We start from the raw sequence: 26,913 nt of genomic DNA on the forward strand, positions 1-26,913 counted from the left end.
GTCGGCAAAGCCGTCGGCGGGATTTGGCGCCTCAGCGCTTAGTCCCACCGCCTGTATTTCCCGCAAATTCTGCAAAGGTCATGCCAATCACGATGCGACTCGTCAGTGTTCGATGCGGTTTCGATGCAGGCGCTTGAGCGACGCGGCTTCGCGCGCCATCGTCGACACTCCGGCAGGAGCAGCAGCCACACCTCGACGTCTCGCACCGCGTCTCGCACGCCTCGCTCACGAGACACGCCTGAGATACTTTCGCAGCACGCAATACCACCGACCTCGCCCGCCCAGGCCTTATCGCACCAGCCGCACCGCGCCAATCCTCACGCAAAAAAACCCCCAAACCGCACGCTGAGACATTCGTCTCACGCGTCTCGCGTGCTGCGCTGCGGTGTGATCGTGCGCGAAGGATGTGCTACAACGAACTCCCGCCGAACGCTTTCCGGTCCGACGCAGTCCGCCAGCTCGCGCATCGCAAAACACGTCATGCGCGTCATGCAAGCAGCGTCTGCAAACGTCCGCAACCGTCTGGAACCGTCATGCCCTACGCCCTTGCGTCCACCCGGCACGCCGAACGCGTGCGCGGCGCCATCGAAGGCCGGATTCCGGCGCCGTCCGACTCGTCGCGGCTCGTTTCGTCGTGGCAACGCTCGTTCGAGCGCTATCAACTGGACCCCGGTTCCGTCATCGGCCCGCGCGTACTGGGCGCCGGTGAATTGCGCGAGATCCGCGATCGTGAGGAATCCTTTCTACGCGCTTCGGGGCAATGTCTCTCGCGTCTGCACGACATGGTGCGCGAGGCCGATTACTGCGTGATGCTCACCGACGCGCACGGCGTGACCATCGACTACCGCATCGATCGCGAGCGCCGTCACGACTTCAAGCACGCCGGTCTGCATATGGGTTCGTGCTGGTCGGAGAGCGAGGAAGGCACCTGCGGCATCGCCACCGTGCTCACCGATCTCGCGCCGATCACCGTGCACAAGACCGATCACTTTCGCGCGGCGTTCACGACGCTCACCTGCAGCGCCGCGCCCATCTTCGCGCCGGGCGGCGAACTGATCGGCGTGCTCGACGCATCGGCGGTGCAGTCACCCGACAACCGCGAGAGCCAGCGCATCGTCAACCAACTCGTGCGCCAGAGCGCGACGCTCATCGAGGACGGCTATTTCCTGCATCGCACGGCGGCGTGCTGGATGCTGTTCGGCCATCAGAACCGCAATTACGTCGAGGCCCAGCCGGAATGGCTGATTGCCTTCGACGAGAGCGGCAACGTGGTCGCGGCGAACCGGCGCGCGCGCGAATGCGTGCCCGGCCTCGACGGCCCGCGCCATATCGACGAGCTGTTCGATTCGTCGCACGTGCAGTTGCGCGACGTCGGTCGTATCGAGGCGATCGCCGCACTGCGTCTGCGCGCCACCGGCGCGATGCTTTACGCGCGGATTCGCGCGCCACTCGGCCGCAGCGGCCCCGCGAGCGCGCCCAGAGGCACCGCCGCGCCCGTTTCGCACGCCTACGCGCCGGAAACCGATCGCAGCGCGCTCGGCCCGTTTCTGCGCAGCACCGACGCGCGGGTCGCCGGCAATGCGCGCGTCGCGCAACGCGTGGCGGGCAAGCGCCTGCCCATCCTGCTGCTCGGCGAGACCGGCGCGGGCAAGGAAGTGTTCGCCCGCGCGATTCACGAGTCGGGCGCGCGGCGCAACCGTCCGTTCGTCGCCGTGAATTGCGGCGCGCTGCCCGAATCGCTGATCGAAAGCGAGCTGTTCGGCTATGCGCCCGGAGCATTCACGGGCGCGCGGCGTCACGGCGCGCGCGGCAAGATCGCGATGGCCGACGGCGGCACGCTGTTTCTCGACGAAATCGGCGACATGCCGCTCGCGCTGCAAACGCGCCTGCTGCGCGTGCTCGCCGAAGGCGAAGTGCTGCCGCTCGGCGGCGAAACGCCGGTGCGCGTGAATCTCGACGTGATTTGCGCCACGCACCGCGATCTCGCGCAGATGAGCGCGGCGGGCACGTTCCGCGACGATCTCTACTACCGGTTGAGCGGCGCCGTGCTCGCGCTGCCGCCGCTGCGCGAGCGGCACGACATCGCCATGCTGATCGAGACCGTGTTCGCCGAGGAAGCGCAGGCCGCGGGCCGCCCGCTCGCGCTCGACCGCGCGCTCGCGGCGCGCCTCGCCGCGTTCGACTGGCCCGGCAATCTGCGCCAGTTGCGCAACGCCATGCGCTACGCGTGCGCCGTATGCGACGCCGCGCTCGTCGACGCGCGGCATCTGAGCGCGGATCTGGCCGCCCGTCTGCCGGAAGACACGCTCGATTCGCCCGCCAGCGCGGCGCTCAGCGCTTTTTCCCTCACCGCGTTGCCGCCCGCCGACGAGCGCGAACGCATCGCCGCGGCGCTGACCGCGCATCGCTGGCATCCCAACGACGCCGCTCGCGCCCTCGGCATCTCGCGCGCGACGCTGTATCGGCGGATCGCGAAGTACGGCATCGTGGCACCGCATCGACGGTAACGCGGCGCCAGCGCGCCGGCCACGCCGTTGCGCGCGCCACGTTCTGTTGCACGACGCACGGCCCGCGAATGAAAAAAGTATTAAACATTGTGCGGTGCGATTGTCTTGCCACGAACCGGCCGGTATAAATCGAGCGCCTCCCGTTCACGGACGCGGCAACTGTCCTATTCTTGTACCGCAGCACCATTCGACTGGATGGGTCGTCCGTTCCGGCTAACTGTCTTGCCCTCAATGGAGTGATTGCCATGCTCAAGAAGCTGCTGTTGTTGTGCCTTGCGTTGGGTTTCTCGCTGTCGGCCGCGTTCGCGCAGGCCGTCGAAGTCAATACCGCCGACGAAACCGCGCTCGAATCGGTCAAGGGCATCGGCCCGGCGCACGCGAAGGCGATCCTCGACGAACGCGCCAAAAACGGCCCGTTCAAAGACGCCGACGACCTCGTCACGCGCGTGAAGGGTATCGGCCCGAAGTCGGTGCAGAATCTCGAAGCGGCCGGGCTCACCATCAACGGCTCGTCGGCGCCGCCCGCGGCGAAGAGCGCGGCAACCTCGAAGTCGATGAAGAGCGCCGCGCCCGCCGCCACGACGGCGAATCCGACCATGGCACAGACGCAGCCGGCAGCCGGTACGGCGGCCCCGACAGCCGCGCCCGCCGCACCGCAAGCCGCCTCGGACACGGCCACCGGCAAGTCGAAGCGCAAGAGCAAGAAGGACAAGGCCGCGGAGGCGGCGAGCGCGCCCGCCGCCGCTTCGGCCGGCGCCACCGCTGCCGCACCCGCCTCGGCGTCGGACAGCAAGGCGAAAAAGCCGAAAAAGTCGAAGAAGAGCAAGGCCGCCTCGGACGCGGCCGCTTCCGGGGCCTGAGCCCGGCGCCAGACATAGCCGCATCGTTCGGCGCGCGGCACTGAGCGCGCCATTCATCTACCGGCCCCGTCCTCCGACGCGGCCATTCTTCAGAGAGATCGTCATGAGTCTGCTAGATTCCCTCGGTTCCCTGCTCGGCTCGCAGTCGCAGCAACAAGGCGGCGGCCAGGCCGCGCTGATCGCCACCGCGCTCGAGTTCGTCAACAATCAACCCGGCGGCCTGAACGGCCTGATCCAGAAGTTCCAGCAAGGCGGCCTTGGCGACGTCGTGCAGTCGTGGGTCGGCAACGGCGCGAACCAGACGGTGTCGGCCGATCAGATCCACAACGTGCTCGGTTCGGACGTCGTCTCGGGCCTCGCGCAGAAGGTCGGCCTCCAGCCCGATCAGGTCGGCGGCCTGCTCGCGCAGGTGCTGCCGCACGTCGTCAACGCGGGCACGCCCAACGGCGAAGTGCCGCAAGGCGGCCAGATCAACGCGGAAAGCGTGCTCGGCACGCTCGGCGGTCTCGTTTCGCTGTTCGGCGGCAACAAACAAGCGTAAAGCAGGCATAAAGCAGACACAAAGCCGGCCTGAAAGCGGCTCGAGCCATAAACCGCCTCGCAATAAAAAAGGGCAACGGATCACTCCGTTGCCCTTTTTTGCTCGAGGCCTACCGCCTGCGCGGCAGACCCGGCCCAACTCAGTGCACGACGCGTTCGAACACGAACTTGCCGTCGTGGATATCGACGGGAATCACGTCCTTCGGTCCGAACTTGCCCGCGAGAATCAGCTTGGCGACCGGATTCTCGATCTGCTGCTGGATCGCGCGCTTGAGCGGCCGCGCGCCGAACAGCGGGTCGTAGCCCACCTTGCCGATCTGCTCCAGCGCCTCGTCCGACACCACGAGTTCCATGTCGAGCTTGGCGAGACGCTCCTGCACGCGTTGCAGCTGGATCTTCGCGATCGATTCGATGTTCGAGCGATCGAGCGCATGGAACACCACGACTTCGTCGATCCGGTTCAGGAACTCGGGGCGGAACTGCTGCTTCACCTCGTTCCACACGGCGTCCTTCACCGCTTCCTGCGGCTCGCCCGCCATCGCCTGGATCAGATGCGAACCGAGGTTCGACGTCATCACGATCACCGTGTTCTTGAAGTCCACGGTGCGGCCCTGACCGTCGGTCATGCGGCCGTCGTCGAGCACCTGCAAGAGCACGTTGAACACGTCCGGATGCGCCTTCTCGATCTCGTCGAGCAGGATCACGCTATACGGCTTGCGGCGCACGGCTTCGGTCAGATAACCGCCTTCCTCGTAGCCCACGTAGCCCGGCGGCGCGCCGATCAAGCGCGCGACGCTGTGCTTCTCCATGAACTCGCTCATGTCGATGCGGATGAGATGCTCCTCCGAATCGAACAGGAAGCCCGCCAGCGCCTTGCACAGCTCCGTCTTGCCCACGCCCGTGGGCCCGAGGAACAGGAACGAGCCGTAGGGCTTGTTCGGGTCCGCGAGACCGGCGCGCGACCGGCGGATCGCGTCGGCCACCGCATTGATCGCCTCGTCCTGGCCAACCACGCGCTCATGCAGCTTGTCTTCGATCAGCAGCAGCTTTTCGCGCTCGCCCTGCATCATGCGCGAGACCGGAATGCCGGTCGAACGGGAGACCACTTCCGCGATTTCCTCGGCGCCCACCTGAGTGCGCAGCAGGCGCGGACGCGTCGGGTTGTTCTGCTCGTTGGCCTCGGCCTGGGTCACCTGCTTCAACTGCGCCTCGAGTTGCGGCAGCTTGCCGTACTGCAACTCCGCGACCTTTTCGAGCTTGCCTTCGCGCTGGAACTTCGTGATCTCGGCGCGCACCTTGTCGATGTCTTCCTTGATCTGCGCGCTGCCTTGCACCGCGGCTTTCTCGGCGGTCCAGATCTCTTCGAGATCCTTGTATTCGAGGCTCAACCGGTCGATTTCCTCTTCGATCAGTTGCAGACGCTTCTGCGACGCTTCGTCCTTCTCCTTCTTGACGGCCTCGCGCTCGATCTTGAGCTGGATCAGCCGGCGATCGAGCCGGTCCATCTCTTCCGGCTTCGAGTCGATTTCCATCTTGATCTTCGAAGCGGCTTCGTCGATCAGGTCGATGGCCTTGTCGGGCAGAAAACGATCCGTGATGTAACGATGCGACAGCTCCGCGGCCGCGACGATCGCCGGGTCGGTGATCTCGACGCCATGGTGCAGTTCGTACTTCTCCTGCAAGCCGCGCAGGATCGCGATGGTCGCTTCCATCGAAGGCTCCTCGACGAGCACCTTCTGGAACCGGCGTTCGAGCGCCGCGTCCTTCTCGATGTACTTGCGATATTCGTCGAGCGTGGTCGCACCGATGCAATGCAGCTCGCCGCGCGAGAGCGCCGGCTTGAGCATGTTGCCCGCGTCGAGCGCGCCTTCGGCCTTGCCCGCGCCCACCATCGTGTGAATTTCGTCGATGAAGACGATGGTCTGGCCTTCGTCCTTCGCGATGTCGTTGAGCACGCTCTTCAGGCGCTCCTCGAACTCGCCGCGATACTTCGCGCCCGCGAGCAGCGCCGCCATGTCGAGCGAGAGCACGCGCTTGCCCTTGAGCGTTTCCGGCACTTCGCCGTTGACGATGCGCTGCGCGAGCCCTTCGACGATGGCTGTCTTGCCCACGCCCGGTTCGCCGATCAGCACCGGATTGTTCTTGGTGCGGCGTTGCAGGATCTGGATCGAGCGGCGGATTTCGTCGTCGCGGCCGATCACGGGGTCGAGCTTGCCCGAACGCGCGCGCTCGGTCAGGTCGACGGTGTACTTCTTGAGCGCCTCGCGCTGGCTTTCGGCGTCCTGGCTATGTACCTGCGCGCCGCCGCGCACCGCGACGATGGCCGCTTCGAGCGCCTTGCGCGTGAGCCCGTGCTGACGCGCGAGCCGGCCCGCTTCGCCCTTGTCCTCGGACACGGCGAGCAGGAACATTTCGCTCGCGATATAGGTGTCGTTGAGCTTTTGCGCTTCGCGGTCGGCCTGATTGAGCAGGCCCGTGAGTTCGCGGCCGATCTGGACGTTGCCGTCGGTGCCCTGCACCTGCGGCAGACGGTTGATGGCGTCGTTGAGCGCGTTTTGCAGCGCCTGCACCTGCACGCCCGCGCGCGACATCAGCGAACGCGCGGAACCGTCCTGCTGCGCGACGAGCGCCGCGAGCAGATGGACCGGTTCGATGTACTGGTTATCGTGGCCGACGGCGAGGCTCTGCGCGTCGGCAATGGCTTCCTGGAACTTGGTGGTGAGTTTGTCGATTCTCATTTAAAACGAGACCTCCGTTTTCTGGACTGTCACCAAATTTGAGGGGGATCGCGCGGGTTTCAAGCGCTATTTCCGTCATTTTTTCCGATTTTTGCGACGGATGCGTGGAAGGCGCGCCAGCGCCCCGATCTGGCGCGGCTTCGCGAGAATTCGGCGGGATGGGAAAACGACGCGGCATGGCGCCGCGCCGTGTTACGTCGACGGGTTCGACCCGGTGGAGTCCACGAGCCGCCCGCGGACGACTTCGCTGCGGAGCGCGCCCGCGCCGGGATCAATGCTCGCGCGACGACACCGCTTGCGCCGGCTGCCCGTGCGGCATGAAGCGCACCGGCGTCAGGCCGAGCAACGCGGTCAGTTCGCTCGCCGGCTGCGCGATTTCGCCGATCGTGTGCCGCTCGAGTTCGGCGAGAAAAGCATCGCGCGCGGCCGCCAGCGCATGCTTGAGACGGCATTGCGGCTCGATGACACACGTGCGGCGCTCGCCGTTTTCGTCCGGAAAACAGCTCACCAGGGCGAAATCGCTCTCGGTTTCGCGCACGACGGCACCCACCGTCAGCCCGAGCGAACTGGCCGCGATGCGCAAGCCGCCGTTGCGCCCGCGAATCGTCTCGACCCAGCCGAGCTCGCCCAGCCGCTGCACGACTTTCATCAGATGGTTCTTCGAAATGCCGTACGCGTCGGAGATTTCCTGGATCGTCGCGAGGCTGTCGCGGCGCAGCGCGAGATACAGCATCACGCGCAGCGAATAGTCGGTGTAATCGGTCAATCTCATGAGCAAGGGCGCGGCGGAGCGCGGCGGGCAGAATCCATACGATAACATGTAGATTGCATGCGGGTTTTAGTGAGCCTGGGTATCATGGCCTTTTTGTGGTGCGACGGGTTTGCGCCTCGATCGTGCGTTGCTTTTATGGCGATGACATTTCGAGTGAGAGGGTTCAGGTGGCAGTCAAGCGGCGATCGGGTGCGGTTTTGCGCGTTGCTTTGCGCGTTGTTTCGTGCCGTAATCTCGCACCGGAGTTCACGTTCGATCGTGTGCCCAATCGGCTTGCCGCACTCCAGCGCGACGCCAGACCGCATCGCTCGCCGCCGAAGTCTGCACGATCATTGCACGCACCCTTCGTACACGCCAGGCTGCTTGTCAGGCTTTACCGGATTTCCCCGATGACACCCACCGAACGCCACGCGCGTCCCACCGAAGCGAACATTCGCGAACTCGTCTACGCGTTCTACGACCGCGTACGCGCCGACGCCGACCTCGGCCCGCTCTTCGACAGCCTGCTGGCCGGCCGCTGGGACGAACATCTGCCGAAAATGTGCCGCTTCTGGTCGAGCATCGTACTGGGCGCCAAAAGTTATCGCGGCAACGTACAGCAGGCCCACGATCCGGTGCCGGGTGTCGAGCCGCGGCATTTCAGCCGCTGGCTTTATCTTTTCCTCGATACGGTGGAAGCACGATTCGAGCCTGCCGCGGCCGTGCAATTCATGGAGCCGGCGCTGCGCATCGCGCAAAGCTTGCAGTTGAGCCGCTTCGGCTGGGATTACACGATTCCGCCGGAACAACAGGCGATCCTCGACCAGATCGCGCCGCGCCGCCACCCGAAGGGACACGGCCACGATTTGCCGGAGCGCGCCACGGGCGAGCCATTCCCCACGCGTATCATCGGCCGTCCGGTGGCTGCCGATGAAGACGAAGGCGCCCGGGAATCGACGCATTGAAGGTGACCGCCCATGAGCGCGGGTTGCCGATCGGCGCTCGACAACGCTCCACTGACGCCTGACTAACCGCCTGCCTGACTGCCTGACTGAGCGCGTAACCGCCGCATGACTGAGAAGCCCGACGACGATCGCTCAAACCAGCGTGCAGCCGTCAATCGGGCCAAATCGGATCCAATTCGGGCCGTTAGTTGCATCACGATAAACGCGCGTGTTTCCATCAATTGCGGCGAGTGGCGCGACCTAACCCACCGCGCCACCGCTCCTACTCGCCGCTCTCTCGCCCGTTCCCCGAGACCACGCCCCAGCGCGCCCGCGCCGCGTCGTCGCTTTCACGCGCATCCACCCAGCGCGCGCCGCCGGGCGTCTCTTCCTTCTTCCAGAACGGCGCTTCGGTCTTGAGGTAGTCCATCACGAACTCGCAGGACGCGAACGCATCGCCGCGATGCTTCGACGTGGTCGCCACCAGCACGATCTGGTCGAGCGGCGCGAGCTTGCCCACGCGGTGCACGATCAGCACCTCGATGCCGGGCCAGCGCTGCCGCGCCGTATCGACGATCGCTTCCAGCGCCTTTTCCGTCATGCCGGGGTAATGCTCGAGTTCGAGCGAAGCCACCGTGCTGCCGTCGTTGAGATCGCGCACCGTGCCGACGAAGCACGCCACCGCGCCCACCGCCGGATTGTGCGCACGCAGTTGCGCAACCTCGGTCGTGAGGTCGAAATCCTCGGTCTGCACGCGTACCGGCATGGTCGAGTCCTCAGCCGCCCGTGACGGGCGGGAAAAACGCGACTTCGCAGCCCTCGGTGATGCGCGTGCGCGGGTCGGTCATCACGTGATTGCAGGCCATGCGCAGCGCGCGGCCCTCGGCGAGCGTCTCCGCCCAGACGCCGCCGCGCGCGCGCAGCCAGCCGCGCACGTCGCCGACCGTAACGATGCTCTCGGGCAGCGTGACCGTTTCGTCCGCGACGCCCAGCGCCTCGCGCACGCTCGCAAAAAATTTCAACTGGATCTTCATGGAGTGGGAGCCTGCTTCGGCAACTCAGTACAGCAGTTCGGTGAACGGAATGAAGCGCACGGTCTCGCCCGCGCTGATCTGGTGATTGGGCGGATTGTCGATGACGCCGTCGCCCCACACGGTGGAGGTGAGCACCGCCGAACTCTGGTTCGAGAACAGATCGAGCCCGCCCGCCGGATTGACGCGCGCGCGCAGGAACTCGTTGCGGCGATCGCTCTTCGCCTGCGCGAAATCGGCGCGCAGCGAGAGCGCGCGCGGCGCCACGTGCGTGACGCCCGCGAGACGCAGCAGGAACGGCCGCACGAACAGCAGGAAGGTGACGAAACTCGACACCGGGTTGCCCGGCAAGCCGATGAAGAACGCTTCGCCCTGCGCCGCCGCGCCGTCCTGGGCCGGCCGCCTTACGGCACCGAACGCGAGCGGTTTGCCCGGTTTCATGGCGATCTGCCACATGGCGATGCGACCCTCCGCTTCCACGGCGGGCTTCACGTGATCTTCCTCGCCGACGGAAACGCCGCCCGAAGTCAGGATCAGGTCGTGGTCGGTCGCGGCTTCGCGCAGCGTGGCACGGGTCGCGTCGAGCTGATCCGGCACGATGCCGTAATCCGTCACTTCGCAGCCGAGATTGCGCAGCAGCCCCGTGAGCGTGAAGCGGTTCGAGTTGTAGATGGCGCCCGGCTTGAGCGGCTCGCCCGGCATCGTCAGTTCGTCGCCGGTAAAAAACACGGCCACTTTCACGCGGCGGGTGACCGCGAGCGTCGCGCAGCCCACCGACGCCGCGAGCCCGAGCGCGGCCGGCGAAAGCCGCGTGCCGGCCGGCAGCACGACCGCGCCCTGGCGGATGTCGGCGCCTTGCGCCGTGATCCATTCGCCCGCTTTCGGCGTGTGCAGGATGTTGACCGCGCCTTCGGCGGCTTCGGTCTGCTCCTGCATCACCACGGCGTCGGCGCCCGGCGGCACCGTCGCGCCCGTGAAGATGCGCGCCGCCGTGCCCGCTGCGAGCGGCTGCGGCGCATGGCCGGCCGGAATGCGCTGCGAGACCGGCAAATGGCGGCTGCCCTGCGCGAGATCGGCCACGCGCACGGCGTACCCGTCCATCGAACTCGTGTGCATGGGCGGCACGTCCAGCGGCGAAACGACGTCTACCGCCAGCACGCGGTTCAGCGCGTCGAAGGTCGAAAGCGTTTCGGTGCCGGACAGCGGCTGCGCGGCGGCAAGCAGCGTGGCGAGGGCGTCGGCGGTCGAGATCATCGGCGCGCGCGCGGGCGCGGCGGAAGGAGGCGTGGGAGTGGACATCGAGGCGTCTCGGAGACGGCGGCGGGCCGCCAGCAGCGGTTGGTCTGTCGGTATTGTAGCGGCGCGCGGGGGAGGCTGCGGCCGATGCCCGGGATCAGCACCCGATCATGCCTGAGCGACCCGGGGAAACGGGAGACGGGAGACGATTGGGCGGGATGCAAACGCCGGGGCGGCAGCAATGCGCCCCGGCGGGACGGCAAGGATCGGCATTGCGGCGATCCTTGCGCGACCGGTTCGGCGTGAGTGCGCCGTTAGTGCACCTTCATTCCGCCGTATGCGCGGCAATGAAGTCCTTCACGCGCTGCGCATCCGCGGGCACGACCTCGAAGCGCTGCGGCAGCGCCTCGAGCCCGTCGAATGCCGCCGGGCGCTCCGGCTCGCAATCCAGCGCCTCGCGGATCGTCTCGCCGAACTTCACCGGCTGCGCCGTTTCCAGCACGATCATCGGCACGCCCGGTTGCAGGTTTTCGCGCGCGACCTTCACGCCGTCGGCCGTGTGGGTGTCGATCATCGTCTTGTAACGCGTGTAGACGTCGCGGATCGTCGCGATGCGGTCGTCGTGGCCACTGCGCCCCGAGACGAAACCGAACTGCGCGACGCGCGCGAAGTCGCCGCTCGCCACGAGATCGAAACCGCCCTTTTCTTCCACGTCGCGGAACAATTGCGTCACGCGCGCCGGATCGCGGCCGAGCAGATCGTAGACGAAGCGCTCGAAGTTCGACGCCTTCGAAATGTCCATGCTCGGGCTGGTCGTGTGGAACGTCTCCGCCGCGCCGCGCACGCGGTAGATGCCGGTGCGGAAGAACTCGTCGAGCACGTCGTTTTCGTTGGTGGCGACCACGAGCTTCTCGATCGGCAGACCCATCATGCGGGCGATGTGACCCGCGCAGACGTTGCCGAAGTTGCCCGAGGGCACCGTGAACGACACGCGCTCCTCGTTGCTCTTCGTGGCCGCGAAGTAGCCCGCGAAGTAGTACACGACCTGCGCGACGACACGCGCCCAGTTGATCGAGTTGACCGTGCCGATCTTGTGCCGGGCCTTGAACGCGTGATCGTTCGAAACGGCCTTGACGATGTCCTGCGCGTCGTCGAACACGCCTTCCACGGCCAGATTGAAGATGTTCGGGTCCTGCAGGCTGAACATCTGCGCGGTCTGGAACGCGCTCATCTTCTTGTGCGGCGAGAGCATGAACACGCGCACGCCCTCTTTGCCGCGCATCGCATATTCAGCGGCGCTGCCCGTGTCGCCCGACGTCGCGCCCAGAATGTTGAGCTGCTGGCCGGCCTTCTTGAGCGCGTACTCGAACAGGTTGCCGAGCAGCTGCATGGCCATGTCCTTGAACGCGAGCGTCGGGCCGTTCGAGAGTTCGAGCAGCGAGAGCGTCGTGCCGTTTTCCTCGCCGAGCGTGGTGAGCGGCGTGATCTTGCTCGCGTCCTCGCCGTGGCGCACGTTGCAGTACGTGGCGGCCGTGTAGGTGCGGCGCGTGAGATCGCGCAGGTCGTCGGCGGGAATGTCGTCGCTGAACTTCGAGAGCACTTCGAACGCGAGGTCCGCGTACGACAGGCCGCGCCAGCGCGCGAGTTCTTCCTTGCCGATCTGCGGGTACTGCGCGGGCAGATAGAGACCGCCGTCGCGCGCGAGACCGCCGAGCAGGATGTCGGAAAACGAGTGATGTTCGCCGGCGCCAGCGCCGCGCGTGGATACGTAATTCATTGCCTGGCCCTTGATTCCTTAGTTCAGTCCTTCCATGCGCAGCTTCGTCACCGACGACTTGACCGTCGCCAGTTGCTCGATCTGCGCAATCGCCCCGTTCACGTTCTTTTCAACGGTGCGATGCGTGATGAGGATGATGTCGGTTTCCGCCTTGCCTTGCGCGTCGATCTGCTCGGATTCCTTTTGCAGCAGCGCGTCGATCGAGATGCCGCTGTCGGCCAGAATGCGCGTGATGGCGGCCATCACACCAGTCTGGTCGGCCACGCGCAGGCGCAGGTAGTAGCCGCTCGTGACTTCCTCGATCGGCAGGATCGGCGTGTTCGAGAGGCTGTCCGGCTGGAACGCGAGGTGCGGCACGCGGTGCTCCGGGTCGGCCGTATGCAGGCGCGTCACGTCCACGAGGTCGGCCACCACCGCCGAAGCCGTGGGCTCGGCGCCCGCGCCCTTGCCGTAGTAAAGCGTGGTGCCCACGGCGTCGCCGTGCACGACCACCGCGTTCATCGCGCCTTCCACGTTCGCGAGCAGGCGTTTGGCCGGGATCAGCGTGGGATGCGTGCGCAGTTCGATGCCCTTCTCCGTGCGATTCGCGATGCCGAGCAGCTTGATGCGATAGCCGAGTTCTTCCGCGTACTTGATGTCGATGGCGTCGAGCTTGCTGATGCCTTCCACGTAGGCCTTGTCGAACTGCACCGGCACGCCGAACGCGATCGCGCTCATGATCGTGGCCTTGTGCGCGGCGTCCACGCCCTCGATGTCGAAGGTCGGATCGGCTTCGGCGTAACCCAGTTCCTGCGCCGCTTTCAACGCGGTCGCGAAGTCGAGCCCGCGCTCGCGCATTTCCGAGAGGATGTAGTTGGTCGTGCCATTGATGATGCCCGCGATGTACTGGATGCGGTTGGCCGTGAGCCCTTCGCGCAGCGCCTTGATGATGGGAATGCCGCCCGCCACCGCCGCCTCGAACGCGACCATCACGCCCTTCGCGCGCGCGGCCTGGAAGATCTCCGTGCCGTGCACCGCCAGCAGCGCCTTGTTCGCCGTGACCACGTGCTTGCCATTGGCGATCGCGCGCAGCACGAGTTCCTTCGCGAGCGTGGTGCCGCCGATCATTTCGGCGACGATCGAAATCGACGGATCGTCGACAACGGCGTTGAAATCGGTCGTCAGTTCGATCGAGCCGGCTTCGCCGCCGAGCGCCGCAGTGGCCTTGGCGGGATTGCGCACGGCAATGCGCGCGATCTCGATGCCGCGGCCCGCGCGGCGTTTGATTTCTTCCTGGTTGCGGCGCAGTACCGTGAAGGTGCCGCTGCCTACCGTGCCGAAGCCCAAGAGACCTACTTTGATCGGTTCCATGCAGCGTGTGTTCGTCTAGATATGTGAAAGGGAATGCGTTGTTGCGTGCGGCCCGGGTGTTGCCCGACGCCGCTCAGATGCCATTCAGTTGCCGTGCCTCTGGCGATAGCCGTCCAGGAAGCGCGCGATGCGGTTGATCGAATCGGTCAGATCGTCGATGTTCGGCAGGAACACCACCCGGAAGTGATCCGGCTGCTTCCAGTTGAAGCCCGTGCCCTGCACGAGCAGCACGCGCTCCTGCAACAGCAGGTCGAGGATGAACTGTTGATCGTCCTGGATCGGATACAGCTTCGGGTCGAGGCGCGGGAACATGTAGAGCGCCGCCTCGGGCTTCACGCAGGTCACGCCGGGAATGGCCGTGAGCAGGTTATAGGCGAGTTCGCGCTGGCGGTACAGGCGGCCGCCCGGCTGGATCAGCTCGTTGATGCTCTGATAGCCGCCGAGCGCCGTCTGGATCGCGTACTGGCCGGGCACGTTCGCGCACAGGCGCATCGAGGCGAGGATGCCGAGGCCTTCCGTGTAGTCCTTCGCGCGGCGGCGGTTGGCGCCCGTCATGCCCGACAGGAACATCCAGCCCGCGCGGTAGCCGCACGCGCGGTAGCTCTTCGAGAGACTATTGAACGTGACGGTGATGACGTCTTCCGAAAGCGAGCCGAGCGCCGTGTGCGTCTTGCCGTCGTAGACGATCTTGTCGTAGACCTCGTCGGCGAACAGGATCAGGCCGTGTTCGCGCGCGATCTCGATCAAGCCGAGCAGCAATTCGTCCGAATACAGCGCGCCCGTCGGGTTATTCGGGTTGATGACGACCAAAGCACGCGTGTTCGGGGTGATTTTCGCGCGGATGTCGTCGAGATCCGGCATCCACGCATTCGATTCGTCGCAGATGTAGTGAATTGGCGTGCCGCCCGACAGGCTCACCGCAGCCGTCCAGAGCGGATAATCGGGCGCCGGCAGCAGGACTTCGTCGCCGTCGTTCAACAGCGCCTGCATCGCCATCACGATCAGCTCGGACGCGCCGTTACCAATGTAGATGTCGTCGAGTTCGACGCCTTTAACACCCTTTTGCTGCGCGTAATGCATGATCGCCTTGCGCGCGGCGAACACACCCTTCGAATCCGAATAGCCCGACGAGCCCGGCAGATTGCGGATCATGTCCTGCACGACCTCGTCCGGCGCGTCGAAACCGAACGGCGCGAGGTTGCCGATATTGAGCTTGATGATGCGATGGCCTTCGTCTTCGAGGCGCTTCGCGTGTTCGAGAACCGGCCCGCGGATGTCGTAACAGACGTTTTGCAACTTGTTGGATTTGAGAATCGGTTTCACGGCGGGCTGTCGGTCTAAATGGCTAAAACGGCTGAAACGGGGTCGGCCGGACGGAAGGCGGAGCGGCAGGATCGCAGCGTGTGCGGGCCGGGCAGCGACTCGATCGACGAATTCGCATCGATCGATCCATGCGCGCGAACGAGTACCCACGAACGAATACCGTTGGATGCACGCGATGGCCTGGCAGCTTGTGACTGCGTTCGCCCTTCGAGGGATGGCACGGGCGGATGGCGCGAAGCGGGCGCTGCTGGAACCCGTGCAGGCCGCGCACCATGGGCGCGCGCTTCGCAAACCCGGTGCGCAACCGGGAGCACCTGGGGCGCCGCAGCCGCTAAAAAGTTATAATTTAGCGGATTTTGGCCAACTTCCGCAATGCGCAAGGCGGTGCCGCTACCCGGCGCCACGCGTATTTCTTGCGTACATCGCGGGAAGATCCAGCGGATATTCGGTAATAAACGGCATCTTGCGCGCGGCATTCCGTGGCGGCACGCCCTCGTCCGCGCTGACCGGCGGCTTTCGGCGCGGCGGCGACGCCAGCCTGCCGCGCGCCGGCCATCGTCCCGCCAGACGGCCGCGCCCTGCCGAACCGCGACACACCGGAACCCCGTTTTGAAACTACACCAGGACTCCAGCGGCGCGCTGAACACCGTCACCGGCTACGGCGCCGATTACGTCGAAGTGAACCTCGAACGCCATGCGGGCAGCCTGATCGTGATGCCCGAAGTGCCCGTCGTCGCGTGGCCGGTCGACGCGTTCGACGCTCTCACGCCCGAGCTTTTCGCCATGCTGTTGCCGCTCGCACCCGAAGTCGTGGTGTTCGGCAGCGGCGAGCGGCTGCGCTTTCCGCATCCGCGCCTGACGGCGGCGCTCGCCGCGAAGCGCATCGGCGTGGAAGCGATGGACTTCAAGGCCGCCTGCCGTACCTACAACATTCTGATGGCCGAGGGCCGCCGCGTCGCCGCCGCGCTCCTCATCGAACGCCAGGCGAACGCCGAACAAACCTTGCGCTCAGCCGGATCGCGCGCCCATTCTTAAGCTCGCCTTCAGGTTGGCCGGTGGCGGCGTAGTACACTTGCGCGCCGCGCGAACCGCGCGCCGTCCGGCGCACCGCGTGCGCCCACCGGCGCCGCGCCGCGCTCCCCGTCCGACCACGACTGCACGAAGAACAGGCCGAAACCCATGAACGATACGCCATCGCGGCTACCGCTCACCCGCAGCGCCATCCTGCTGCTGATCCTCGCGCTCGCCGTGATCTGGTTCCTGCCGCTCGGCTGGCGCCATCTGCTGCCGAGCGACGAAGGCCGTTACGCCGAAATGGCGCGCGAGATGCTCGCAACCGGCGACTGGATCACGCCGCGCTACAACGGCTACAAGTATTTCGAGAAGCCGCCGCTGCAAACCTGGATGAACGCGCTCACCTTCGCGGCGTTCGGTCTCGGCGAATGGCAGGCGCGGCTCTACACGGCGCTCACGGGCTTCGCGGGCGTGCTGCTGATCGGTTTCACGGGCGCGCGCGTGTTCAATGCCGCCACAGGCCTGTTCGCGGCGGTCGTGCTCGCCTGCGCGCCGTACTGGAACCTGATGGGCCACTTCAACACGCTCGACATGGGCCTGTCGTTCTGGATGGAGCTGACGCTCTGCGCGCTGCTGCTCGCGCAGCGCCCCAATCTGCCGAAGAACCACGTGCGGCTGTGGATGTGGGTCTGCTGGGGCGCGATGGCGCTCGCCGTGCTCTCGAAAGGTCTGATCGGCCTGATCCTGCCGGGCGCCGTGCTGGTGCTCTACACCTTCGTCGCGCGCGACTGGGCGCTCTGGAAGCGCCTCTACCTCGTGAGCGGCCTGATCGTGTTTTTCGCGATCGTCGCGCCGTGGTTCGCGCTGGTCCAGGACCGCAACCCCGAGTTCTTCAACTTCTTCTTCATCGTCCAGCAGTTCCAGCGCTACCTCACGCCCGCGCAGAATCGCCCCGGCGCGTTCTGGTATTTCGTGCCGGTGATGCTGGTCGGCTTCCTGCCGTGGCTTTCGGTGAGCGTGCAGAGCGTGCGTCACGCGTGGCGCACGCCGCGCCAGCCCAACGGTTTCGCGCCCGTCACGCTGATGCTGGTCTGGACGGCGTTCATCTTCCTGTTCTTCAGCGCCTCGCACTCGAAGCTGATCTCGTACACGCTGCCGATCGCCCCGCCCATCGCCCTCGTGATCGCCATGTATCTGCCGCTCATGACGCGCGCGCAGTGGAACCGGCATTTGATCGGCTACGCGCTGGTCGCGGTCGCGGTCATGGCCGGCTCGTTCGTGCTGCTGCACAAGGGCGACGCGCGCAACCCGAACGCGCTGTACCGCGAGTTCCAGGTGTGGGTGTTCGCCGCGGGCGCGGTCGGTTTCGTCGGCACGATGACCGGTTTGCGGCTGAATCGCGCGAAACGCACGCCCGACACCGGCGCGCGCGCGCCCGCAATCGCGCTCGGCACGGCGTGGCTGCTGCTCGCGACGGTCGCGGGCACGGGCCACGACGTGTTCGGCACGCTCAGCTCGGGCGCGCCGCTCGCGCCGGCCGTGCGCGCCGCCATCGCCAGATTGCCCGCCGATACGCCGTTCTACTCGGTCGGCGTGCTCGATCACACGATGCCGTTCTACGTGCGCCACACCATGACGATGGTCGAAGTCACCGATGAACTCGCCTTCGGCATTCAGGAAGAGCCGAACAAATGGGTGCCGACCATCGCCGACTTCGTGACGCGCTGGAAAACCGACCGTGACGCGCTCGCGCTGATGCCGGTCTCGCGCTACGACGAATTCGTCGCGCAAGGCCTGCCAATGCAGGTGATCGCGCGCGATTCGCGGCGCGTGGTGGTCGAAAAGCCGCAGCCGTAAGCGCGGCGCCCGCAACCTTCACGCGGCCTGCGCCTTCCAGAATCGGGGCGGCAGGCCGCGGGTGCGCGATAATCACGCCCGTTCGCGCCGCCCGGCGGCGTGCAGTCGGGCGATTCGCCCCCATATCCGAAAAATTCGACCGATTTCCAGATGAATCCGATTTCCCTGATCTGCATCCTGGCGGGCGTCGGCCTGAACGCCTGCGCGCAACTGTTGCTCAAAGCCGGTGTCAATGCCGTTGGACACTTCGAATTCACCCGTGCGAACATCGTGCCCATCGGCTGGAAGCTCGCGACGCAACTGCCCATCATCGGCGGCCTCGGCTGCTACGTGGTGAGCGTGGCGGTCTGGGTCGTCGGCCTGTCGCGCGTGGACGTCTCGATCGCCTACCCGATGCTTTCGCTCGGCTACGTGGTCAACGCGATCGCCGCGTGGTACCTGTTCGGCGAAGTGCTGAGCCTGCAACGGCTGGTCGGTATCGGCATCATCCTGATCGGCGTCGTCGTTCTCGCGCGCAGCTAGTTGCCGCGGCCGCCGCAGTGCAATCCCTGCGGCGCCGTTCGTTTCGAAACCTGTCGCGAGGCGCGCCGCACGCCCTTGCGACCGGCCCCTCTCTTCACGAGCCAAGAGTCAAGCCCTCATGACCCAGTCAGCATCCGTTCCGTTTTTGCCGTTCGTGCGCCCCGAGATCGACGAAGAAACCATCCAGGGCGTCGTCGACGTGCTGCGCTCGGGCTGGATCACGACCGGCCCGCAGAACCAGGCGTTCGAGGCGGCGCTCTCCGCGTACTGCGGCGGCCGGCCCGTGCGCACCTTCAACTCGGGTACGGCGACGCTCGAAATCGGCCTGCGCCTCGCGGGCGTCAGTCCCGGCGACGAAGTCATCACCACGCCGGCCTCGTGGGTCTCCACCAGCAACGTGATTTACGAAGTGGGCGCGACGCCGGTGTTCGCCGACATCGACCCGGTCACGCGCAACATCGACCTCGACAAGCTCGAAGCCGCCATCACGCCGAAAACCAAGGCCATCATTCCCGTGTTCCTCGCGGGCCTGCCCGTCGACATGGACCGGCTCTATGCGATCGCCCGCCAGCACAAGCTGCGCGTGGTCGAAGACGCCGCGCAGGCGTTCGGCGCGAGCTGGAACGGCAAGCGCATCGGCGCGATCGGCGACATCGTCTCGTTCAGCTTCCACGCCAACAAGAATCTCACGTCGATCGAAGGCGGCGCGCTCGTCCTCAACGACGAAGCCGAAGCCGTGCTGGCGCAGAAGTACCGCCTCCAGGGCATCACGCGCACCGGCATCGACGGCATGGACTGCGACGTGCTCGGCGGCAAGTACAATCTGACGGATGTGGCGGCGCGCGTCGGCCTCGGCCAGCTCAAGCACATCGAGCGTTTCACGGCCCAGCGCCGCGCGCTCGCCCGCCGCTACTTCGCGCAGTTCGAGGGCGGCGCGGCGGTGAAGCTCGGCATGGGCCTGCCGGTCGCCGACTTCGATAACTGCAACTGGCACATGTTCCAGATCACGCTGCCGCTCGAGCAACTCTCGATCGACCGCGCGGGCTTCATGGAGCAACTGAAGGAACGCGGCATTGGCTCGGGCGTGCACTACCCGGCCATTCACCTCTTCACGCTGTATCGCGAGCGCGGTTTCAAGGCGGGCATGTTCCCGCTGGCCGAACGCCTCGGCAAGACCACGGTCACGCTGCCGCTCTTCACGCAGATGACCGACGCCGACGTCGAGCGCGTGTGCGACGCCGTGAACGAGATTTGCGCGCAGTACGCGAAGTAAGCACGAAGTCAGCAGAAGCAGCGCGGCACACTGCCTTCGGGCATGGGACCGGAGCCCGGCCTTCACTCCGGTCAACCCTTTTTTGATGGAATAGACGCACACATGAGTCAAACGGAACAACGCACCTTGACCCCGGATGCACCGGAAGTCTCGGTCATCATTCCGGTCTACAACGAGGAAGCCGGTCTGAAGGCATTGTTCGATCGCCTGTATCCGGCGCTCGACAAACTCGGCGCCGCCTACGAAGTCATCTTCATCAACGACGGCAGCCGCGACCGCTCCGCCGCGATGCTCGCCGAGCAGTTCCGCGCGCGGCCCGACACCACACGCGCCATTCTGCTCAACGGCAACTACGGCCAGCACATGGCGATTCTCGCGGGCTTCGAACAGGCGCGCGGCGAGATCATCATCACGCTCGACGCCGACCTGCAGAATCCGCCCGAGGAAATCGGCAAGCTCGTGGAGAAGATGCGCGAAGGCTACGACTACGTCGGCACGATTCGCATGCAGCGTCAGGACAGCCTGTTCCGCCGCAAGGCGTCGCTGGCGATGAACCGTCTGCGCGAGCGCATCACGCGCATCAAGATGACGGACCAGGGCTGCATGCTGCGCGCGTACAGCCGTCATATCGTCGATACGATCAATCGCTGCGGCGAAATCAACACGTTCATCCCGGCGCTCGCCTACACGTTCGCGCAAAATCCGGTCGAAGTGGATGTCGCGCACGAAGAGCGCTTCGCGGGCGAATCGAAGTACTCGCTCTACAGCCTGATCCGCCTGAACTTCGACCTCGTGACGGGCTTCTCCGTCGTGCCGCTGCAATGGCTCTCGTTCATCGGCGTGATTCTCTCGCTGGGCTCGGCGGGTCTGTTCCTGCTGCTGCTGATCCGCCGCTTCGTGCTGGGCGCCGAAGTTCAGGGTGTATTCACGCTGTTCGCCATCACGTTCTTCATGCTGGGCGTGATCATCTTCGCGCTCGGCCTGCTCGGCGAGTACATCGGCCGGATTTATCAGCAGGTGCGCGCACGCCCGCGTTATCTCGTGCAAACGATCCTCGAGGAACGCAACGGCCGCGCCGTGGTCGACACGCCGCGCCAGGACGTGGTGCAGGCTGCCGCGTTCGCGCAGGCCACGCAGGCCGCGGTGCAAAGCGCGCAGACCTCGCTGCAAAATCCGGCATCGAATCCGGTATCAAGCCCGGTATCGAGCCCGGCGTCCGGGGCGATCACGAACGCCACGCAGGACGCGGCGCAAGGCACCACGCCCGCCGACGAAGGAGCGAGCTCATGAAGCCGCGCGCCGTTGTCTTCGCGTATCACAACGTCGGCGTGCGCGGCCTGCAGGTGTTGCTCGCACGCGGCGTGGACGTCGCGCTGGTCGTGACGCATGAAGACAGCCCAACCGAGAACATCTGGTTCGGCAGCGTGAAGAGCGTGGCCGAGGAACACGGCATCGAGGTCGTCACGCCCGCGGACCCGAAGAGCGCGGAACTGCGTGCCGCCGTGAGCGCGGCGCAGCCCGATTTCATCTTCTCGTTCTACTACCGGCACATGCTACCCGTGGACCTGCTCGCGCTCGCCGCGCGCGGCGCGTACAACATGCACGGCTCGCTGCTGCCGAAGTATCGCGGCCGCGTGCCCACGAACTGGGCCGTGCTGCACGGCGAAACGGAAACCGGCGCGACGCTGCACGAAATGGCCGCCAAGCCCGACGCCGGCGCGATCCTCGCGCAAACGCCCGTGCCCATCCTGCCCGACGACACCGCCGCGCAGGTCTTCGACAAGACCACGGTGGCCGCCGAGCAAACGCTCTGGCGCGTGCTCCCCGCGCTGCTCGCGGGCGAGGCGCCGCATCTGCCGAACGACCTGACAAAGGGCAGCTACTACGGCGGCCGCAAGCCCGAAGACGGCCGCGTCGATTTCACGCAGAGCGCGCAGCAGGTCTACAACCTCGTGCGCGCGGTCGCGCCGCCCTATCCCGGCGCGTTTACGGACCTCCACGGCGAGCGTTTCGTGATCGCGCGCGCGCGCCTCGTGCGTCCCGGCACGCAAGATGCAGAAAGGGTTCGCGCCCTCGGCGCATTGCCCCCCGGACTCCACGTAAGCGATAATGCGCTTTTCGCCCTTTGCGGCGACGGCCGCGCCATCGCGATCCACGAGCTGCGGCATCAACGAGACGGTCAAGACACCGTCGTCACGCCGGCCGCATTCTCCGACCTCATTTCATCTGTCCCTCGTCCATGAAAAAAGTTCTGATCCTGGGTGTCAATGGCTTTATCGGCCATCACCTCTCCAAGCGCATCCTCGAGACCACGAACTGGGAAGTGTTCGGCATGGACATGCAGACGGACCGCCTCGGCGACCTCGTCAAGCATGAGCGGATGCACTTCTTCGAAGGCGACATCACGATCAACAAGGAGTGGGTCGAGTACCACGTCAAGAAGTGCGACGTGATCCTGCCGCTGGTCGCGATCGCCACGCCCGCCACCTACGTGCAGCAGCCGCTGCGCGTGTTCGAACTCGACTTCGAGGCGAACCTGCCGATCGTGCGTTCGGCGGTCAAGTACCGCAAGCACCTCGTCTTCCCGTCCACGTCCGAGGTTTATGGCATGTGCTCGGACGAGCAGTTCGACCCGGACGCGTCCGCCCTCACCTACGGCCCGATCAACAAGCCGCGCTGGATCTACGCGTGCTCGAAGCAGCTCATGGACCGCGTGATCTGGGGCTACGGCATGGAAGGCCTGAACTTCACGCTGTTCCGTCCGTTCAACTGGATCGGCCCGGGCCTCGACTCGATCTACACGCCGAAGGAAGGTTCGTCGCGCGTGGTCACGCAGTTCCTCGGCCACATCGTGCGCGGCGAAAACATCAGCCTCGTGGATGGCGGCGCGCAAAAGCGTGCGTTCACCGACATCGACGACGGCATCGAAGCGCTGATGAAGATCATCGACAACAAGGACGGCGTCGCCTCGGGCAAGATCTACAACATCGGCAACCCGACCAACAACTTCTCGGTGCGCGAACTCGCGCACAAGATGCTGGCGCTCGCCGCCGAATTCCCGGAATACGCGGAAATGGCGAAGAAGGTGCAGCTCGTGGAAACGTCGTCGGGCGCGTACTACGGCGCGGGCTACCAGGACGTGCAGAACCGCGTGCCGAAGATCGACAACACGAAGCAGGAACTCGACTGGGCGCCGAAGTCGACCTTCGACGAAGCGCTGCGCAAGATCTTCGAAGCGTACCGCGGCCACGTGGCCGAAGCACGCGCGCTGGTCGAACAGCAAGCGTAACGCGAAGGACCTCGCCTCTTGGCTCGCATCGTCCTGAAAATCGACGTCGACACGCTGCGCGGCACGCGCGAAGGCGTGCCGAACCTCGCGCGCATTTTCGACCGCTACAAGGCGCGCGCCACCTTTCTGTTCAGCCTCGGCCCGGACCACACGGGCTGGGCGCTGCGGCGCGTGTTCCGGCCGGGTTTCCTGCAGAAAGTGTCGCGTACGTCCGTGGTCGAGCATTACGGCGTGAAGCAGCTCATGTACGGCGTCCTGCTGCCGGGCCCCGACGTGGGCGTGCGCGCGGCGGCCGAAATGCGCGCGATCCACGAGGCCGGTTTCGAGTGCGGCATCCATACGTGGGACCACGTGTACTGGCAGGACAACGTGCGCAACCGCGAACGCGACTGGACCGTGCGCGAGATGCAGAAGAGCCACGAGCGCTTCGCGCAGATCTTCGGCGCGCCGCCCGTCACGCATGGCGCGGCGGGCTGGCAGATGAACGAAGCGGCTTTCGAGCAGATCGACGCGTGGGGCATGCGGTACGCGTCCGACGGGCGCGGCCATTCGCCGTATCGTCCGGTCGTGAACGGGCGCACGCTCGATCACGTGCAAATGCCCACCACGCTGCCCACGCTCGACGAAGTGCTGGGCGTGGACGGCATCGACACGAATACCGTGGCCGCCTGGCTCCTCAAGCGCACGGAGAACAATCCGCACGATCAGGTCTTCACGCTCCACGCGGAACTCGAAGGCCAGAAGCTCGCGCCCGTGTTCGAGCAACTGCTGGCGGGTTGGCAGGCGCAAGGCCACACGTTTGCCACGATGGGCGACTACCATGCGACGCTGGACCCGGCTTCGCTGCCATCGTACCCTGTCACCTGGGGCGAGATCGAAGGCCGTTCCGGCCAGCTGATCGTCCAGCCCGACTGAACCCGCCGCCGGCGCCTCGCGCCCTGCTGGATCGAAGCGGCCACCGGCCCCGATCGATCCAGCCATTGCGCGCGACGCGCCGTCCCGGCAACATGGCAACGCTGCGCCGCCCTGGAACCATCGCGGCAACTCCGTCGACACCACGGAGCGCGCGGCGGCATCGCCAGCCAATAACAAAGGGAGAGCCACGTGCCTGACGTGACCATCGCAGTCGATCAACCCGTTCCCGATTTCACCGCGCCCGCCACCGGCGGCGACTTCACGCTTTCGAGCCTCAAGGGCACCAAGGTCGTGCTGTACTTCTATCCGAAGGACAACACGCCGGGCTGCACGCGCGAAGGCATGGAATTCCGCGACCTGTTTCCGAAGTTCAAGAAGGCCGGCGCCACCATCGTGGGCGTCTCGCGGGACAGCGTGCGCTCGCACGACAACTTCAAGGCCAAGCTCGAATTGCCGTTTACCTTGGTATCGGATGGCGACGAAGCGTTGTGCGCGCTCTTCGGCGTCATCAAAATGAAGAAAATGTATGGCAAAGAAGTAAGGGGAATCGAACGCTCCACCTTCCTCATCGACGCGAATGGCGTACTGCGCCAGGAGTGGCGAGGCCTCAAGGTTCCGGGCCATGTCGAGGAAGTTCTGGAGGCTGTACAAGCGCTTTGAGGAGCGTTATATTGGGCTGCAATGAGTGCCTGTCCAACCATTTTTTCGTCGCGTTGCGGCGGTATCGCTGCCGGTCACTGGCTGACCGGTCGGGCGTATCCGGGGCAACGGGCCATCAGCGAAGTGAAGCCGCTTGCCTCGTCAGCCGGGGCGGCGGCTTTTTTGTTTGCGGTATCCCGTCCTCCCTCCGTCGCGCCGGCGTTGCGACCCGGCGCGCGCTCACGTCAAGGAGCCGATCGAAAACCAGGCGAACCGGCATTTTCTGAAACGAGCGCGCACCCAGCGCGGTAACGGCGGGCGCCTTACCCGGCACCCGCTCCCACCGCCCGAAAGCGCACCTTACTGGGTTATCCCGCGACCACTCGACCCGATTTTTTCGAGGGACACCATGCCTTTGCCTACCCCCCCCAGCAAGCTCGGCAATCTGCTGCCGCCCGAGGAATACAAGGCCCGCGCGCGCTCGACGCGTAGCACGCGCAAGGCCGCCAGCGAGAACGACGCCGCCGATGTCGCCGAATACGGCCCGGGCAGCGTCGCCGAGCCCAATACACCGGCCGCCAACGCGGCCACCACGCTGCGTACCGTGTTGCTTTCGAGCACTCCCGCCGAACTGGCCGCGCTCGAGCCCGTGGCGCCGGCGCCCGCACGAAAACGCAAGCAGACGGCGGCGCTCTTGCAGCCTGTCGAAGCCCGCACGGAAGACGCACCCGCCGCCCCGATCGCGCGCGACGGCAAACCCGCCTCCTCGGCCAAAGCGCCGGGCGCCGCAGCCGCGCCCGGCCCGCGCGCCGGCTCGAAGAAGCGCGCGCATTCCGACAACGCGACCGAAGTCAAAAAGCTGTTCGTGCTCGACACGAACGTGCTGATGCACGACCCGACCTGCCTCTTCCGCTTCGAGGAACACGACGTCTATCTGCCGATGATGACGTTGGAAGAACTCGACAACCACAAGAAGGGCATGTCGGAAGTCGCACGCAACGCGCGTCAGGTGAGCCGCACGCTCGACCAGCTGGTCGCGAATGCCGGCCCGATCTCCGAAGGCATTTCGCTCGGTCGCCTCGGCAGCCGCGAAGCGCTCGGCCGTCTCTACTTCCAGACCACGCTCACGCACATCGAGCCGGTGGACGGTCTGCCCGAAGGCAAGGCCGACAACCAGATTCTCGGCGTCGTGCGCGCGTTGCAGCGCGACCGGCCGGATCGGCTCGTCGTGCTGGTGTCGAAAGACATCAACATGCGCATCAAGGCGCATGCGCTCGGTCTGCCTGCCGAAGACTACTTCAACGACCAGGTTCTCGAAGACAAGGACCTGCTCTACTCGGGCGTGCGCGCGCTCCAGCAGGACTTCTGGACCAAGCACGCCAAGGGCATGGAGTCGTGGCAAGACACCAAGACCGGCACGACGTATTACCGCGTGACGGGTCCCGAGTGCGCTTCGATGCTCGTCAACGAGTTCGTCTATCTCGAACCGCAGAACGGCGAACCGGCGTTCCATGCGATCGTGCGCGAGCTCAACGGCAAGACGGCGCTGCTGCAAACGCTGCGTGACTACGGCCACCACAAGAACAACGTGTGGGGCATCACGGCGCGCAACCGCGAGCAGAATTTCGCGCTCAACCTGCTGATGAATCCGGACTGCGATTTCGTCACGCTGCTCGGTCAGGCCGGCACCGGCAAGACGCTCGTCGCGCTCGCGGCGGGCCTCGCGCAGGTGCTCGACGAGAAGCGCTACAACGAGATCATCGTGACGCGCGCGACGGTGCCCGTGGGCGAGGACATCGGCTTCCTGCCGGGCACGGAAGAAGAGAAGATGCAGCCGTGGATGGGCGCCTTCGACGACAACCTCGAAGTGCTCCAGAAAACCGACGACGCCGCCGGCGAATGGGGCCGCGCCGCCACCCAGGAACTGATCCGCTCGCGCCTGAAGGTCAAGAGCATGAACTTCATGCGCGGCCGCACGTTCGTCGACAAGTATCTGATCATCGACGAGGCGCAGAACCTGACGCCGAAGCAGATGAAGACGCTCGTCACGCGCGCGGGCCCGGGCACGAAGATCGTGTGTCTCGGCAACATCGCGCAGATCGACACGCCGTACCTCACGGAAGGCAGCTCCGGCCTCACGTATGTGGTGGATCGCTTCAAGGGCTGGGCGCACAGCGGCCACGTGACGCTCGCGCGCGGCGAACGCTCGCGCCTTGCGGATTACGCGTCGGATATTCTGTAAAAACAGCGGGTTAGCTAGCCTCGCGCAAGGCCGCATTCGGGCAACCGGATGCGGCCTTTTTTCATATTTACGTCGACAAACGTCGTTCCGCGAGCACAACACTTA

22 protein-coding genes are annotated in these 26,913 nt (G+C 65.7%); 14 read left to right on the forward strand and 8 right to left on the reverse strand.

All coding sequences use genetic code 11. The features are described from left to right. Positions 1-533 precede the first annotated feature (533 nt). From FAZ98_RS07475 to FAZ98_RS07485, 3 genes are all read left to right on the forward strand, one after another. Entirely contained in the window at positions 534-2,507 is a 1,974-nt protein-coding gene (locus FAZ98_RS07475) for a sigma-54-dependent Fis family transcriptional regulator (protein WP_158950244.1), read from the forward strand. Between the two features lie 245 nt (positions 2,508-2,752). Beyond that, complete coding sequence (locus FAZ98_RS07480; protein ID WP_158950246.1) at positions 2,753-3,367, forward strand: ComEA family DNA-binding protein; 615 nt, start codon at positions 2,753-2,755, stop codon at positions 3,365-3,367. 103 nt (positions 3,368-3,470) lie between these two features. After that, positions 3,471-3,908, forward strand: a complete 438-nt coding sequence (locus FAZ98_RS07485) for a YidB family protein (RefSeq protein ID WP_158950248.1) — start codon at positions 3,471-3,473, stop codon at positions 3,906-3,908. Positions 3,909-4,047: 139 nt separating this feature from the next. Here the strand turns inward: FAZ98_RS07485 and clpB are convergent, their stop codons facing one another. Both clpB and FAZ98_RS07495 read right to left on the reverse strand, forming a co-directional pair. Then, entirely contained in the window at positions 4,048-6,645 is a 2,598-nt protein-coding gene (gene clpB, locus FAZ98_RS07490) for an ATP-dependent chaperone ClpB (RefSeq protein WP_158950250.1), read from the reverse strand. A gap of 271 nt (positions 6,646-6,916) precedes the next feature. Continuing rightward, a complete protein-coding gene (locus tag FAZ98_RS07495) occupies positions 6,917-7,417 on the reverse strand; it encodes an Rrf2 family transcriptional regulator (RefSeq protein ID WP_158950252.1) in 501 nt (166 codons plus the stop codon). Positions 7,418-7,806: 389 nt separating this feature from the next. On the opposite strand from FAZ98_RS07495, the gene FAZ98_RS07500 reads away from it, so the two are divergent. Further along, the gene (locus FAZ98_RS07500) at positions 7,807-8,361 is read left to right on the forward strand and encodes a group III truncated hemoglobin (RefSeq protein ID WP_158950254.1); all 555 of its coding nucleotides are present in this window, start codon (positions 7,807-7,809) and stop codon (positions 8,359-8,361) included. A 262-nt stretch (positions 8,362-8,623) separates the two neighbouring features. On the opposite strand, the gene moaE is transcribed toward FAZ98_RS07500, so the two are convergent. From moaE to FAZ98_RS07530, 6 genes are all read right to left on the reverse strand, one after another. Beyond that, positions 8,624-9,106, reverse strand: coding sequence for a molybdopterin synthase catalytic subunit MoaE (gene moaE, locus FAZ98_RS07505; protein ID WP_158950256.1), 483 nt, complete (start codon positions 9,104-9,106; stop codon positions 8,624-8,626). 10 nt (positions 9,107-9,116) lie between these two features. Beyond that, a complete protein-coding gene (moaD, locus tag FAZ98_RS07510) occupies positions 9,117-9,374 on the reverse strand; it encodes a molybdopterin converting factor subunit 1 (protein ID WP_158950258.1) in 258 nt (85 codons plus the stop codon). A 24-nt stretch (positions 9,375-9,398) separates the two neighbouring features. Then, a complete protein-coding gene (locus FAZ98_RS07515; protein WP_407672055.1) occupies positions 9,399-10,625 on the reverse strand; it encodes a molybdopterin molybdotransferase MoeA in 1,227 nt (408 codons plus the stop codon). 307 nt (positions 10,626-10,932) lie between these two features. Further along, a complete protein-coding gene (thrC, locus tag FAZ98_RS07520; protein WP_158950262.1) occupies positions 10,933-12,384 on the reverse strand; it encodes a threonine synthase in 1,452 nt (483 codons plus the stop codon). Between the two features lie 18 nt (positions 12,385-12,402). Beyond that, positions 12,403-13,734 (reverse strand): homoserine dehydrogenase, encoded by a 1,332-nt coding sequence (locus tag FAZ98_RS07525; RefSeq protein ID WP_158950264.1) that lies wholly within the window; start codon positions 13,732-13,734, stop codon positions 12,403-12,405. Positions 13,735-13,818: 84 nt separating this feature from the next. Further along, positions 13,819-15,057, reverse strand: coding sequence for a pyridoxal phosphate-dependent aminotransferase (locus FAZ98_RS07530; protein ID WP_158950266.1), 1,239 nt, complete (start codon positions 15,055-15,057; stop codon positions 13,819-13,821). 609 nt (positions 15,058-15,666) lie between these two features. Here FAZ98_RS07530 and FAZ98_RS07535 point away from each other — a divergent pair. The 10 genes from FAZ98_RS07535 (at position 15,667) to FAZ98_RS07580 (ending at position 26,808) form a co-directional block, all read left to right on the forward strand. Continuing rightward, entirely contained in the window at positions 15,667-16,092 is a 426-nt protein-coding gene (locus FAZ98_RS07535) for an Mth938-like domain-containing protein (RefSeq protein ID WP_158951906.1), read from the forward strand. 144 nt (positions 16,093-16,236) lie between these two features. Continuing rightward, on the forward strand, positions 16,237-17,928 hold the full coding sequence (locus FAZ98_RS07540) for a glycosyltransferase family 39 protein (protein ID WP_158950268.1): 1,692 nt from the start codon (positions 16,237-16,239) through the stop codon (positions 17,926-17,928). Positions 17,929-18,078: 150 nt separating this feature from the next. Beyond that, on the forward strand, positions 18,079-18,450 hold the full coding sequence (locus tag FAZ98_RS07545) for an SMR family transporter (RefSeq protein WP_158950270.1): 372 nt from the start codon (positions 18,079-18,081) through the stop codon (positions 18,448-18,450). A 118-nt stretch (positions 18,451-18,568) separates the two neighbouring features. Further along, positions 18,569-19,723: a DegT/DnrJ/EryC1/StrS family aminotransferase gene (locus FAZ98_RS07550; RefSeq protein WP_158950272.1), complete on the forward strand. Its 1,155-nt coding sequence runs from the start codon at positions 18,569-18,571 to the stop codon at positions 19,721-19,723. Between the two features lie 102 nt (positions 19,724-19,825). After that, the gene (locus FAZ98_RS07555; protein ID WP_233272581.1) at positions 19,826-21,013 is read left to right on the forward strand and encodes a glycosyltransferase; all 1,188 of its coding nucleotides are present in this window, start codon (positions 19,826-19,828) and stop codon (positions 21,011-21,013) included. After that, positions 21,010-21,966, forward strand: coding sequence for a formyltransferase (locus FAZ98_RS07560; protein ID WP_158950274.1), 957 nt, complete (start codon positions 21,010-21,012; stop codon positions 21,964-21,966). The genes FAZ98_RS07555 and FAZ98_RS07560 overlap by 4 nt, the downstream gene beginning before the upstream one ends. After that, positions 21,963-23,012, forward strand: coding sequence for a bifunctional UDP-4-keto-pentose/UDP-xylose synthase (locus FAZ98_RS07565; protein WP_158950277.1), 1,050 nt, complete (start codon positions 21,963-21,965; stop codon positions 23,010-23,012). Before FAZ98_RS07560 ends, FAZ98_RS07565 begins: the two co-directional genes overlap by 4 nt. Positions 23,013-23,030: 18 nt before the next feature. Beyond that, the gene (locus tag FAZ98_RS07570; RefSeq protein WP_158950279.1) at positions 23,031-23,927 is read left to right on the forward strand and encodes a polysaccharide deacetylase family protein; all 897 of its coding nucleotides are present in this window, start codon (positions 23,031-23,033) and stop codon (positions 23,925-23,927) included. Positions 23,928-24,125: 198 nt separating this feature from the next. Next, complete coding sequence (locus tag FAZ98_RS07575; RefSeq protein WP_158951907.1) at positions 24,126-24,587, forward strand: peroxiredoxin; 462 nt, start codon at positions 24,126-24,128, stop codon at positions 24,585-24,587. 388 nt (positions 24,588-24,975) lie between these two features. Then, the gene (locus FAZ98_RS07580) at positions 24,976-26,808 is read left to right on the forward strand and encodes a PhoH family protein (RefSeq protein ID WP_158950281.1); all 1,833 of its coding nucleotides are present in this window, start codon (positions 24,976-24,978) and stop codon (positions 26,806-26,808) included. Positions 26,809-26,913: the final 105 nt, after the last annotated feature.

It is taken from the genome of Paraburkholderia acidisoli (genome assembly GCF_009789675.1).
Lineage (GTDB): Bacteria > Pseudomonadota > Gammaproteobacteria > Burkholderiales > Burkholderiaceae > Paraburkholderia > Paraburkholderia acidisoli.